The sequence below is a fragment of the Ruegeria sp. AWH4_226 genome, assembly GCF_056159225.1.
Map to the genome: position 1 here is coordinate 399,550 of NZ_JBSWUU010000003.1, position 13,318 is coordinate 412,867.

The window sequence follows — 13,318 nt, forward strand, 5'->3', positions numbered from 1 at the left end:
CGGTCCTTTAAGCATACAATCGAAAAATCTAGTTTGTACACATTGTGGCATTGCCAAGTTGAACGCGCTTTCCCTTTCGGACAGCGCGGTACCATGACCAAAAAGACCTCACTGCCGCGAATGAAGGGCTTCCGTTTTCCTCGCGATTAATGGCCTATGCGGTGTGGGCATATCATCGATTTGCTCTCAGCACGGCGTATGTCGAAGAGCTCCTGGCGGAGCGTGGCGTCATCGTCAGTCGTGAAGCGGTCCATCTCTAGTTGAACCGTTTCGAGTCTCAGCTTGCGGTTTGCATCCGATGCGTCCGGCCCCGGCCGCACGATAAATGGCTTATGGACGAAGTAGGCGTCCCGATCAACGGCGTAAAAAATTGGCTGTGGAATGCAATCGATGGGAATGGAAATGTACTCGACATTTTGATCCAGCCTCACCGCAATGCAAAGGCTGCAAAGCGTTTCTTTGGCCGACTGGTTGCGGTCTACGATGAACCGCGTGTGGAGATCACGGACAAGCGGCGAAGCTATACCAAACCGATCAAGGCCAACGCGCCGGGCGACGATCGGGCGCACAAGGGGCTCAACAACCGGATCGAGGGGTCGCTCCGGCCGACGCAAAAGCGGGGAAAGATGACGGGTCGGTTCAAGTCACCGCGCCACGTGCAACGATTCCTCGGCGCCCACGACCAAATCAATACGATCTTTCGTCCCCGCCGCTATCGCCTTCCCACTCTCTCCTACCGCCATGCCAGAGTAGACGCGTTCAGGCTGTGGGACGGTCTTGCTGCCGAAATATCGGCCTGATTGCGCGGTCTCACGTTTAATCCAATCCACGTCTGACGACTTGGCAATACCCTCTGCATCCTATGGCCGGATATACTGCTGTGCCGGAATCTTTATATCCAGCATTCTCGAAATAGCTTTGCCCGGGACATAACAATCCAGCTGAAAGTAGCTTCGGTGTTTTAGAAAACGAAGCAATCTCACCAACTCCTGAGAAATTGACGTGCTTCGGCTCTAACTTCATTGATTCACAACCAGAACAGCACGGCGGCCGCCAGAGCGATGGCCGACAGGAAGACTTTGGGCATCCGTCGTATCGGGAGGCGACGCGCCGCCAATCCTTCAGGCGTCCGAACATGATCCGAGCGAATACACCCATATCGCTCCATCGTTTCCAGCGATTTTAAAACGTCTTTGACGGCCCATATTCACGCGGCGCATAGGACCATTATAACCCGTTGCGGTTGATGTAAATAATCCTACTCAGCACGCGACGATCATCAACTCTCGGCTTGCTTAGACTCTTTGGAAGGTAAGGCTGAAGGCGCGCCATCTGTTCGTCGGTGAGCCAGAATAGACTGCTCGTTATGAACCCCCCTGCATCTCGGGGGCTTGAACCAGGTCGCCGAGATGAAGACAATCAAATTGACGGGTCTAGAACTAGGTGTTTCTGGTGACTAACGGATTGCTAAATTGGTTGATCTGAAAGGTCTTAAAGATCTGACGTCTTTGCAGAAGTTGGAAACTGAAAGCCTACGCCGCAAATTTGTCGACCCATTGTCGGACCTACCAGTACCCAAGCGCGACATTGTTATCGCGACTCAATTGCGCGACCCGCCTGCGACGCAGGAAGTTCTTGGCAAACGGTATGGCATTTCAAAGGAACGGGTTCGCCAGTTGCGTGAACGCGGCTTCGAACGACTGCGGGAGAACTATTCTTTGAAGGACCTCGGCGCAAACTATTTCTCTTAGTTACCTACCCATAGCCTGTGTGACAGCCGTACAAATCCAAATCTCGTGTGACGGCCGGTTTATGCCGCATTCTTTTGACATCAAAAGCAGACTTCGCTTCTATCCTTCTGAAGACCAGACCAGGAAACCCCAACCTATCAATCCTCCGCCACGCCTGCCCTAAGTCGCGCACGCAAGGATGGCAGACAGACAATTTGGAAAAACGACATGTCAAAGAATCCCGTACTGCTAGACGAACATCCAGGGCGCAACTCACAGGCCTATGGAATTGCCCGCGAACTTGGCACCGACTTAGACCTTATTCATGCGCCATCCATCGGCGTCGTCGGCACCAAAGGGGACAGTCAGTGCTATCTTGGCGTCCAGCCCAAGGTTGAAGCCATCCATGCAACGCTGCGTGAACAGATCGGCAAGGAACCCGGCAAGATTGCCATGCGTCTTATTCAGCCCGAATACTCTGTTGCCACATCGGACGGGATCCGCAACGGGACGAAAGAGATGCGGTATTCACTGATCGGCCGCGAAGTCACCAATGACGGGTTCTGCGAGCATCTGTCCGCATCAGGTCTGGGTGGAACGATTGCTGTTGTAGCCTGCGACAAACCTCCGGTCGGTACGCTCGCAGCGCTGCTGGAACACAATCAGCCTGCCATCATGATGTCTGACGGGTCGATCCATCCGGCGCGTGATCCGGATTCGAATGAGCGGATCGACATCATCTCGGCCTATCAGGTTGCCGGCAATGAAGACGCCGAATACCGCCAGCGCATCGCGTGTCTTGCCTGCCCGGGCTATGGTTCGTGTGGTGGGATATTCACCTACAACACAATGCAGACCTTCATCGGTGTTGCTGGTATGCAGCCGTTACACATGGTTGCGCCACCTTCTGACGACCCTCGACGTATGGAGGAGTTTCCCGCTCAGCTCGTCGGCTACCTTGCCAAGATGATCGAAAACCAGACGCGTCCCCGCGACATTGTTGGACGGGACTCGCTGCGCAATGCTTTGATCGTTGCCATGGCAATCGGAGGATCAACAAATGTGGTTCTGCACGCACCGGAAATTGGCCGCGCAGCAGGTTTCGGGAACTTTTGGCGCGATATCGTCACACCGGAAGAGTTCAACGAATGGTCCCAGAAAATCGTGCCTGTCCTGACTGATGCGCGCCCCTATGGACGGTACTCGATGGTCGATATCGACCGCGTCGGCGGCGTGCAGGTGATTGTCAAAGAGTTGATGGACGCAGGAATGGTCAATGGCGACGTTCCGACCTGCACTGGTGAAACGCTGGCGGCGCAGATCGAACGGCTCGAAACCCGTGCGCCAGATGGAGACGTTATTTATCCTGTTTCGACCCCCTTCAAGGAAACAGGCGGTCTACGCCTGCTCGGTGGCAATCTGTCACCCGAATTCAGTGCTATCCTGAAGCTGGCGGGTGTCGAAGGTGGTTTGAAAAACAACGTGTTCAGCGGCAAGGCCCGCGTCTTTGAAGGTGAAGCCGGCCTGCTGGACATGCTTGATACCAATCCAATGGGATTTGATGACGGCGATATGATCATCGTTCGATATGAGGGTCCGGCCGGAGCGCCGGGAATGCCCGAGATGCTCGACCCGACTTCCCGCATCACGACGATCTGCCGCGAACGCGGGATCACCGTGGGTCTGATGACGGATGCCAGGTTCTCTGGTGGCTCGGTTGGGTTGGTTATCGGCCATGTCGGGCCAGAGGCTGCGCTTGGTGGACCGATCGCACTGATCGAGGACGGCGACGAAATTGTTGCGGATCTGAACGTCAATGAGTTGAACGCACCGGTCCTTGACGATCCTCAGGTCGTGTCCGCACGAAAAACCAAATGGGAGGCGGAAGTAGCTGCGAATGGAGGTGTTCACCCGAATTGCGGACTGGCCGATACGCGGCTGCTATACCGCATGCGCCAATCGGCGGTTTCCGCCGTCAAGGGCGCTGGCATTCACCCTGGCCGGGAGTTGTGGGTGAACTCACCCCGCGAACCGGAGTTGACAGGTTTCACACCACAAAATCGCTTTAGATAATGAGCTGAGAAGGTTTCCGTCGCGAAGTTCACTTCCGACCTTGGAAATTTCTTTGAGCTAACGGTTTAGACGGTCAATTTCACGATTTTCTGAAACGGGCAGATCCCGGGCGTGAATTGACCTTTTCAGATCATGATCAGGCAGTCGCTGGTTTTGCGCTCGCAGCGAATGGCAGGTTCGACGGGCTGCGCCGCAGGATGGAGATTATGAGATGAAGGTCCGGAAAGGGCCGCAGATACTGTTATGGTGTCTGCTTCGACGAAATTCTTGGCCTGCATCTAACAGTTGCGTGAGATATCGACGTTAGGCCTAAGAATATTTTGCCCTCCCCGCAGTCTCAACTCAATACTAACGCATAAGAGGTTTTTGTCGGAGACTTAGTTGCGGTTAAGCGTGGGCATCGCTGTGTCAATCCTGGTGGCTGTGTCCATCGGGGTATCGACGTTTATCGTTCATTTCCTGTGGTGGACAACAGCGCGCGACAATAGCCGTATGCTGGCGGCTGAAATCAACGGCCAGATTGCAAATACTGTGCGCATTGAAGTGGGCCTGACCCTCAGGTCGGCCGAAGCCGCCTGGGCAGCCGTGCGCACTATCTTCGTACAGAACGTTATAGCGACACGACAGGCCGACAAGCGAGAGTTTGTCTTTCTGTCACAATTGCAGGCGCAGCCAAATATCTCATGGATTTTTTTCGGCTGGCCCGATGGAAATTTTTTCGCGTCACATCGCCTGGGTGACGGCGGGCTTGAGATGATTGAAATCGACGAGGGTATTCGGGACGGAATGTTACGGAAAGACCGCTACATCTTCATTCCCGGTGACATCCAGTTCGAAGAAAGGACCTTTACCGAAACATCCTATGATCCGCGCGAACATGCCTGGTTTGAAAACTTCATGGGCCTCAACTCCGCCGGGTGGATCGAAGCGAGCGATCTTCCGGATAGTGACAAAACCATTTACGCCTTCGCCGGGCCAATAGATGTCAACCGAACGCGGCAAGGGATTCTGGCCGTTGCGATCGAAACGGACCGTTTGTCCCGCTTTCTTGCCACACTTGCACCAGGCGAGTTTGGCGCGGCATTTATTCTGAACTCTGATGGCAAGGTCATTGCAGTACCCGACGCTGAAGCGGATGAGATTACTCCGGCGCGCATGGGTGAGGGCAAGCTTTTCGAAGCCGCCATGATATCGGGCGAAAAGCTGTTGGCCGACCCCCAAACGAATACCTCGGGCAATTTGACGAAACGTATCGTCATCGACGGTGTGCCTTATGCGGTGGCGTTGACGCCCCTTGGGTTTTACGGTTGGCGCGTTGCAACAGTCATACCCGAAGCGGCCTTTCTTTCGGGCATCGATGAAACGCTGATTGACCTGATTTACGTGTTGATCGTTGTGGTGGTTTTTGCAACTGGGCTGGCGATCTGGCTGATCCGCAGAGTTGTGGCAAATCCGTTGGCTCGCATCGCTGAAGATCTAGGCAAAATTGAACGCTTTGACGTCGAACGGATTGCGCGCAGACCCTCCAACCTGTCTGAGCTGGCCAATCTTTCTGCGGCGACCGCCAGTATGGCGGCAGGTTTGTCTGCGTTCCGAAAGTACGTGCCCACGGATCTCGTGCGTATGCTGGTTGCTGAGGGCATCAAGATACAACCAGGCGGAGAAATTAAACAAATTTCCGTTTTGTTTTGTGATGTTACGGGGTTCACTGGTCTGTCCGAAAAACTTGGTCCCAAGATTGTCCAACTCATGGAGCCCTTTTTCAGTGCGGCCTCTTTGGCCATTACTCAAAACAGCGGAACGATCGATAAGTTCATTGGCGATGCAGTTATGGCGTTTTGGGGCGCACCGCGCAAAGATACCAACCACGCTGAAAATGCCTGCCGCGCAGCGTTGGACCTTGTCGCTGCCGTGGATGCGTCCGAAATTAAAGATGAGGCCGGCAACACCCTGCGCGTCAGGATCGGGCTCAACAGCGGTGAGGCTCTGGTCGGAAATATCGGCTCAGAACAGCGTCTGAATTATACCGCGATTGGTGATGTCGTGAACGTTGCCAGCCGGTTAGAAAGTGCAAATAAAGACTTTGGTACGCTTATCCTGATCGGAGAGGAGACGAGACGTCAGGCCGCCGGCTCGATTGTGGTCCGTGAACTGGACACGCTTGCCGTGTTCGGACGCACCGAAGAACTGATTGTCTATGAACTGATCGCGATGCAGGATGGGTTTGATGGATCCGTTGCTTGGATTGAGCTGTATGAACAGGGACTTGCACATTACCGGGCGGGGCAGTTCGAAAAGGCCGTTGCAGCATTCGAGGCCGCAGATCAGGCCCGAAACGGGGATCCCGCCTCAGTCGCAATGATGGCCAACGCCCAACGTTTGCTAGACAGGCCACCAATCGAGGACTGGCGTGCTGTAACGAGAACCAAAAAAGATATTTAGATTGCATTCGATCAAGTTTGAGCGTTTCGATCTCGGCGTTTTACGCACATTTTATATCTAGGGTCAGGATTCATCACCTAGTAGATAAAGAAAGCGGCGACACGCTGTGACCGATCTCCAAAGGTGTTCCTCTCGGCCATAGCGTGTCGCCGCTTTCTTCATTTACTGGCTGTGAGTCCTGAGCCTAGGACAGTCAGACTGAAATTCTCAACTGCCTGTGAGATCAATCGCCTCGACGGACGGGTCGCGGGAGCTATCCAACGGTATCCTGGTCACCGCGAGATCTGTGATTGAGAAATCAATGGCGCCGACATCGACCATACGTACATTCCGGTTCCATTGCGTGTGATAATATATCCGTTTGTTTGTTAGATCACTGGCTGCTGTCCATTGTGTTGCGCTGTAAATCAGGTCGTCAGTTCCGTCTGTAGCGGCATCGCCTTCAGCGGCAGTTATCGGAACGTTGAAGTTGTCGAGAATTCGAAATGCTTCGCGCACCGTATCAAACCCACCCTCGGTGTCCCGAGCGGTCTGACTGAAGGCAACGGCTCGGACAAATCGGGACGGGGGCGTGAAGTCTCCGGGCAGACCCAGCATGCCACTGCCAGCACCAAGCGGTGCAAAGTTTTGACCCGCTGCCTCCACTGGTGGGAGAGCCACAGCCGACAGGTTTAAGTAATTGTTCAGATTGGTGACGTGCCAGTCATAATTCGGAGCATTGGTGATTACCCCCAAAGGGGCTTCAAAAATCGTCGGCTTACCTGAGATATACTGAATAACGATCGCTTCGCCGCTCGGATCTGACACCATGAAATGGAGTGGCGGTGGAATACCAATTGCTGGTTCCACAATTGGCACAACGCGTATCCCATCAAGAGCGGACCGTACATCAGCAACAGTGCTATACTGCGTCGCGATAAAACCCGCAAAGTCAGACGAACTCATAGAGATTGAAGCAAATCCCGGTTCATAAGTCTGATACTCGGTGAAACCCGGTAGATAGAATGTGCCTACAACCAGGCCTTCTTCGTTCATCACATCACCGAACAGTGGCTTTCCGAGTGCGGTGATGCCCGCGACCCCATAGGTCGTGGTCCACTGATGGCCTGGCGCGCCATCAGGCATCGCGGAGGCCTTCATGTCAGTCCCTCGAGGAATAACAAGTATTTCAGGGGTAAGATCGAAGGTTCCCCATTCGAGAGTACGCGCGAAAACTGTAGTACCGTCCGCGCCTGTGAGGGTGATGCCTGTGCAGGCGTATCCAGAAGATACAAATAGGCATGAAACAGTGATTGCGTTCAAAACGACATGCTTCACTCGGGCAAAGGACCACACGGTGTCTACTCCTTTTTTCAGAATGGGATTTTCGGATCAAACTTAGTCCCATCACATTCGCAGCAGAGCAGCGGCAAAGCGAGTCAAATTCGCTTTTGGGGCTCCTCGGGTTGAGCTCTAACAACGCAAAGAAAACCCACACAAATTCGTATTGGCCAATTTGGCTGCACAGGTCGAAAAGAAGTCATTCAAATCTGCGAGCCAAGTGGTCCTTTTGTCCGCAGAACGGTCATCGGCAAACCACAGCCAACGACGACAGCGAGCCCACCGTGACCAATGCCACGGCCTGGACGAACACGTGGCCTGCTGACGTTGCGGACATCCTTCGAAATGACGCGGAGGACCGCGTGTGCCGATTAGCTGTGTTTACGTCAGTTATCTCGGGCGATGATCGTTGCCACATCGACTTGCCGCAAGGTAATCTGCTGCCATCACCTTTTTCTGCTTTTGGGAGGAAAGTCATGAGAAAGCGTATCCTGACCCATTTGGTCATCATACCTGCCCGAACGCTTACGCCGCTTGCTGCCTCGGTCGTAATTGCCAGTCTGATTTCCGGTGGTCCGGGGGCCGCGCAGGAATACACCACGGAGCAGGCGGACACGGAGGCCGTTCTCGCACCAGACGCATTCTCGCCTTATGCGGGCCGGCATTTCCCACAGCGGCCGCTTTGGGGCGACTCGCACCTGCACACGATGGTCTCGGTGGATGCCGGCACCATGACCCGCCTCTCGCAGGAAGATGCCTATCGTTTCGCGCGTGGAGAGGAAGTCACGACTACCCACGGGTTGCGGGCAAAGCTGTCCCGCCCGCTGGACTGGCTCGTGGTCTCCGACCACGCTGAAATGTACGGGCTGATGCCGCAGCTTCTTGCTGGCGATGCCGAGGTGCTGTCGACAGATCAAGGCAAGGCCTGGTACGAGGCGCTGACCTCAGGTGATGCCCAGCAAGCCTTCGATACCGCGATGGAGATTGTCGCGTCTCTGTCTGACGACGAACCGCCGATCGACAACCCCAAGGCGATCCGGCACGCTTGGGAAGACTACACTGCGCTGGCGGACCGCTACAACGAGCCGGGCGTATTCTCGGCGATCATCGGCTATGAATACACAACCGAGGGCGCCAACAACCTACACCGCAACGTGCTGTTCCGCGACGGCGCGATCCGAGCGAACCAGACCCGTCCCTTCTCTCAATATGACAGCAAGAACCCCGAGGATCTCTGGAGATACCTGGCCGACTACGAGGCGCGAACCGGGGGCGAAGTGCTCGCGATCCCGCATAACGGCAACCTTTCAAATGGCCGGATGTTCTCGATGGCTGCCTACGACGGCTCGCCGCTGACCAAAGAGATCGCGCAGGCACGTGCCCGTTTCGAGCCGCTCTACGAGGCCACCCAGATCAAAGGCGACGGTGAGGCACACCCGTTCCTCAGCCCCGACGACGAATTCGCCGATTTCGACAGCTGGGATGCCGCTAATCTCAACGGAACCGAGGTGAAGGAACCAGAAATGCTCGCCGGAGAATATGCTCGCGAAGCCCTGAAACGCGGCCTTGCGATCGAAAAGACTCTCGGCATAAATCCGTTCAAGTTCGGTATGGTTGGCTCGACAGATTCCCACACCGGCATGGCCACTGCACAGGAGGACAATTTCTTCGGCAAGCATTCGGGCGTAGAACCAGAGCCAAATCGCTGGGAACATGTCGTAATCGAGGCGCCGGACCCGGATCTGACGATCTATGGCTGGAAACAGGCCGCCGGCGGCCTAGCCGCGGTCTGGGCGCAGGAAAACACCCGCGCGGCGATCTTTGACGCGATGATGCGCAAGGAAACCTACGCCACGACCGGTTCGCGCATGATGGTTCGATTCTTTGGTGGATTTGCTTTTACCGAGGAAGATGCCGCAAGCCGCACACCGGGCGACGAGGGATACGCTAAAGGCGTCCCAATGGGTGGCAACCTCTCAACCGCGCCCGAAGGCAAGGCGCCGAGCTTCCTCGTAGTCGCGCTAAAGGACTTCCTGTCCGGCAATCTCGACCGCATCCAGATCGTCAAAGGCTGGATCGACGCCGAGGGCGAAACGCAGGAGAAGGTCTACAATGTGGTCTGGTCCGGCGACCGTGTGCTGGACGAGGACGGCAAGCTGCCTGATGTCGGTAACACCGTCGATGTCGCAAACGCGACCTGGACCAACACAATCGGTGCCTCGGAACTCATCGGCGTCTGGGAAGATCCCGATTTCGACCCAACGCAATCGGCCTTCTATTACGCGCGGGTCATTGAGATACCGACGCCGCGCTGGACGGCCTATGAGGCGGTTCGCTTTGGAATTGAGATGCCTGAAGAGGTGCCGATGATTACCACCGAGCGCGCGTACACTTCTCCGATCTGGTACACGCCTGCGGACTGATATCTGACTTCATACGGAAATTCTGAGGGCCACTGGCGACAGTTTCCCCAAGATCGTGCTTCCTCGATCTTTGAGATGTACCAGTCGCATCACGACGTCGGCAAAGCTTGCAATACAGTCATTGCCCGAGCAAGCCGAAAGACCAAAATGCGAAGTTTGCAGCAGCTGCCCGCCGAGGTGCTAGCGGCTGCATTGTCCCGCTCCTCGTTAGTCGGTTGTGGTTGCAGCGAAGGGGCGGTTCGAATTTCGCGCCTCGGACGTAGTTCCTGTTCAAATCAATGACTGGCTCCAGTCGCTTTGTGGACATCCGACGGTGGCGCTCAGGTGACCGCGTCGACCCGGCGCGCCTCTGGGGTTGAAATCGGAAATCTGCTAAGTCCCCAGGTGCAACGCAACGAGGGAGCACATCATGGAAATTCACCGCGCCGGGGACCGGCCTTCTCAATTTCCCGGCAATGAGTATTTCACCGGTACGGTCCGCTTTGATCCCGTTGTGACAGGAAATGACCCCTCGCCGGTCAAGATTCTTACAGTGACTTTTGAGCCCGGCGCACGGACAGCTTGGCACACGCACCCTGCCGGTCAAACGCTGCATGTTTTGTCGGGCCTGGGCCTGGCTGCGTCTGAGGGGCAGCCAGTGCAGGTGTTGCGGCCTGGCGATACGGTGTGGTTCGCGCCGGGAGAGCGGCACTGGCACGGCGCGTCGCCAGACTGTGCGATGACCCATTTGGCTGTGCAGACGTCTGTCGAGGGCAAGACTGCGGATTGGATGGAGCATGTCTCAGACGAGGAATACAGAGCAGCGCGCGCAAAATGAAGCGCGTGAGCCCTACCGCGCAAGTCGCAGCAGAATAACGCCTCTAGAATCCGTCCTGACTCATTCTTCACCCATTCAAAGGGGTACGAATTTTTCTTGTGACAAGCGCGGTCCTCGTTTTGTTTCTGAGAGGCCCGCACAGCGCATTTTCACTTTTTTGGGTTTTGAGCCTCCTCAGCCACCCATTTACCCTGCAAAATCCCATCGCTGCAGAACGTCTCTCGCTCGCGCCATTTTCTGCGCGTTGGCCACAACCTCATGCGCTCCGTCGCGCACCGCCCCATTGAGCAGAAAAAGCTCCTCGTGCCCACATGCCTTGCAGGCAGCTTTCTCACCCGTAATCACCGTATCCGGCGATCCACATTCCGGGCATCGTGCCTGGACGTCATCGTTGAACATATCGCGACCTCTCTTCCGTTTACCGATTGCCAGAACCGGGTCCGCCCGCCAGCATCGCCGATTGGCGCATCCGCTTGAACTCGTCTGGGGTGACGGTTCCGCTGCTGACATCGATACCTCTTGGGATCCGGGCTCTCTTGTGCCCGATCGCGCGAACGCTGCCCCTTGTGATCTCCAGACAAGTCGACTCGTAGCATGTCAGCCCGCTTGTATTGATTTGGATGGCAGTCTGACCGTTCGCGTCAGTGACCAATGGAGCTTGGGGCGGTGGGCTGCACGCTGAAACCAGCAACGCGAACCCAAAATAAATCCATCTGTTCATTCCAAATTCCCTTTTTCTCTAAAATAGGCCGGTCGCTGTTCAGTCAAGTCTGTCGGGTGTCAGCTTCGAGCGCATAGAAGACGCTCACGAAATATCATTGGATGACCGCACTGAACCCAAAGCAGCGGCTCACTCCTTTGCAGTTTTTTGGTGGGATCTACATCTAACATAGAAAACTGTTTTAGCTTGCTTTGCCTGTGTTCCCGTTCGATAGGGCGGTATGTTCAAAAACCGTGCTATTGTCTTCATTCTACTAACACTGCTGATCGACGCCATCGGCATCGGTATAGTGTTCCCGATTATGCCTGACTTGATGAACCGGGTTGGCGCGGGTGATACTGGGCAAGGTGCGCTCTGGGGTGGTTTGCTGATGGCTGCCTACGCAGGAGCGTTGTTCCTGTGTGGCCCAATTGTCGGCAGCATTTCAGATGCAGTTGGCCGCAGGCCAATATTGATCACCGCGCTTGTCATGCTGGCACTGGATTATGTGATCATGGCTATGGCGGACAGTTTTTGGCTTCTTCTTCTCGGGCGGACCCTCGCAGGCCTTGCAGGGGCGACCTATATCACTGCGACGGCTTACATTGCCGACATATCTTCTCCTCAGGAAAAGGCGGCGAATTTTGGCCTTATCGGCGCGGCGTTTGGGATCGGCTTTGTACTAGGACCAGCTGTGGGTGGCATCGCTGCAGAAATCAGCATCGCGGCACCGTTTTGGATTGCGGCGGTTCTATCGGCAAGCAACGCCTTGTTTGGTTTCTTCGTGCTACCAGAAAGCCTGACGCCGGACAAACGCCGCGCATTTGGAAAACGCGACCTCAACCCATTCAAGTCGATTTTCGATGCTTTCCGCTTACCAGGCCTAGCTGTGCCCCTCCTTTGTATTTTTATCTTTGAGTTTGCCAATATGGTCTACCCAACGCTTTGGGCATTCTGGACGCGCGAAGTATTCGACTGGCCGACACTCTATATCGGACTGTCGCTTGCGGCCTACGGCGTGCTGCTAGCTTTGGTCCAAGGGGGGTTAATGCCTATTTTTATCAGGTGGATCGGAGATTTCCGCACGCTGATGTTAGGCATGATTTCGGCGCTGATCGGGATGATCGGCTTTGGCTTCACCAGTTCGATTGTGGCCCTGATCATCTTCCTTGTTCTTGCGGCGTTATCTGACCTTGTACCAGCGTTGATGACAGCGATGGCATCGAACCAAGTAAATGAAGATCGGCAGGGCGTCGTGCAGGGCGTTATTGCTTCGCTGTCATCCGTTGCTGCAGTTTTATCTCCCTTGGTGATGACCGGATTGTTTCAGAAATCCGTTGATGCAACAGGTTTTTACTTCCCTGGTGCACCGTTCCTTTTCGCGGCCGCACTGGTTCTGCTTATGATGCCGCTGGTGATCCGATTGCGGGGGCATGCATCCGTTTGAAGGTCAATCATTTCAGACCAAGTTTGCTTCGGCGCGTCAAAACGGCTTTGTCCGCGTTACGGCCATTGGCGCCTCTAGGGCAAAGGGCCGGTTCCACCGTGTGCGACCGCGGCAAGCACATAGACCTTGCGAATACCGCAGTGCACCCGAGGTCGACAACGAGCCCATATTGTCAGGTGCTGAACTTTGAACAAGTGTCGGCTATATCAATTTCCTCGCAAACAGACCGTGTTTGGATGATGGAATCCCTTCTGCAATTGGGATGTCTGCCTTGAGACCTTGTTGCCTGACCAGTCGCCAATACTGACTGCACTGGGTTGTAGGCACGATCCAAGTGGTCCAAGAACAATTCGCGAAAAGGAGAAT

General features: G+C 55.2%; 8 protein-coding genes and 2 pseudogenes. 7 read left to right on the top strand and 3 right to left on the bottom strand.

The window, feature by feature from the left end:
- Nucleotides 1-93 precede the first annotated feature (93 nt).
- Nucleotides 94-800, top strand: a pseudogene (locus tag ACXAET_RS20325) (IS6 family transposase).
- A gap of 385 nt (nucleotides 801-1,185) precedes the next feature.
- Here ACXAET_RS20325 and ACXAET_RS20330 read toward each other — a convergent pair.
- Nucleotides 1,186-1,332, bottom strand: a pseudogene (locus ACXAET_RS20330) (transposase); the annotation flags it as partial.
- Nucleotides 1,333-1,472: 140 nt separating this feature from the next.
- Between ACXAET_RS20330 and ACXAET_RS20335 the strand changes: the two are divergent.
- The 3 genes from ACXAET_RS20335 (at nucleotide 1,473) to ACXAET_RS20345 (ending at nucleotide 6,245) form a co-directional block, all read left to right on the top strand.
- The gene (locus tag ACXAET_RS20335; protein WP_475189731.1) at nucleotides 1,473-1,751 is read left to right on the top strand and encodes a sigma factor-like helix-turn-helix DNA-binding protein; all 279 of its coding nucleotides are present in this window, start codon (nucleotides 1,473-1,475) and stop codon (nucleotides 1,749-1,751) included.
- Nucleotides 1,752-1,958: 207 nt separating this feature from the next.
- Nucleotides 1,959-3,803, top strand: coding sequence for a dihydroxy-acid dehydratase domain-containing protein (locus ACXAET_RS20340; RefSeq protein WP_475189736.1), 1,845 nt, complete (start codon nucleotides 1,959-1,961; stop codon nucleotides 3,801-3,803).
- A 381-nt stretch (nucleotides 3,804-4,184) separates the two neighbouring features.
- Nucleotides 4,185-6,245, top strand: a complete 2,061-nt coding sequence (locus ACXAET_RS20345; RefSeq protein ID WP_475189740.1) for an adenylate/guanylate cyclase domain-containing protein — start codon at nucleotides 4,185-4,187, stop codon at nucleotides 6,243-6,245.
- Nucleotides 6,246-6,452: 207 nt separating this feature from the next.
- Here the strand turns inward: ACXAET_RS20345 and ACXAET_RS20350 are convergent, their stop codons facing one another.
- Complete coding sequence (locus ACXAET_RS20350) at nucleotides 6,453-7,580, bottom strand: linear amide C-N hydrolase (protein WP_475189745.1); 1,128 nt, start codon at nucleotides 7,578-7,580, stop codon at nucleotides 6,453-6,455.
- Nucleotides 7,581-8,041: 461 nt separating this feature from the next.
- Here ACXAET_RS20350 and ACXAET_RS20355 point away from each other — a divergent pair, with 461 nt between their 5' ends.
- Both ACXAET_RS20355 and ACXAET_RS20360 read left to right on the top strand, forming a co-directional pair.
- A complete protein-coding gene (locus ACXAET_RS20355; protein WP_475189749.1) occupies nucleotides 8,042-9,988 on the top strand; it encodes a DUF3604 domain-containing protein in 1,947 nt (648 codons plus the stop codon).
- 409 nt (nucleotides 9,989-10,397) lie between these two features.
- Nucleotides 10,398-10,805 carry a (R)-mandelonitrile lyase gene (locus ACXAET_RS20360; RefSeq protein ID WP_475189754.1) on the top strand — a complete coding sequence of 136 codons (408 nt, stop codon included), beginning with the start codon at nucleotides 10,398-10,400 and terminating at the stop codon, nucleotides 10,803-10,805.
- A 186-nt stretch (nucleotides 10,806-10,991) separates the two neighbouring features.
- On the opposite strand, the gene ACXAET_RS20365 is transcribed toward ACXAET_RS20360, so the two are convergent.
- The gene (locus ACXAET_RS20365; protein WP_475189761.1) at nucleotides 10,992-11,315 is read right to left on the bottom strand and encodes a hypothetical protein; all 324 of its coding nucleotides are present in this window, start codon (nucleotides 11,313-11,315) and stop codon (nucleotides 10,992-10,994) included.
- A gap of 431 nt (nucleotides 11,316-11,746) precedes the next feature.
- Here ACXAET_RS20365 and ACXAET_RS20370 point away from each other — a divergent pair, with 431 nt between their 5' ends.
- Complete coding sequence (locus ACXAET_RS20370) at nucleotides 11,747-12,952, top strand: TCR/Tet family MFS transporter (protein ID WP_475189766.1); 1,206 nt, start codon at nucleotides 11,747-11,749, stop codon at nucleotides 12,950-12,952.
- The last annotated feature ends 366 nt before the right edge of the window (nucleotides 12,953-13,318 follow it).

Bases quoted from the DNA above. Each gene is read 5' to 3' on its own strand.
- ACXAET_RS20340 (WP_475189736.1), top strand. From the start codon at position 1,959: ATGTCAAAGAATCCCGTACTGCTAGACGAACATCCAGGGCGCAACTCA.
- ACXAET_RS20355 (WP_475189749.1), top strand. From the start codon at position 8,042: ATGAGAAAGCGTATCCTGACCCATTTGGTCATCATACCTGCCCGAACG.
- ACXAET_RS20360 (WP_475189754.1), top strand. From the start codon at position 10,398: ATGGAAATTCACCGCGCCGGGGACCGGCCTTCTCAATTTCCCGGCAAT.
- ACXAET_RS20365 (WP_475189761.1), bottom strand. From the start codon at position 11,315: ATGTCAGCAGCGGAACCGTCACCCCAGACGAGTTCAAGCGGATGCGCC.
- ACXAET_RS20370 (WP_475189766.1), top strand. From the start codon at position 11,747: ATGTTCAAAAACCGTGCTATTGTCTTCATTCTACTAACACTGCTGATC.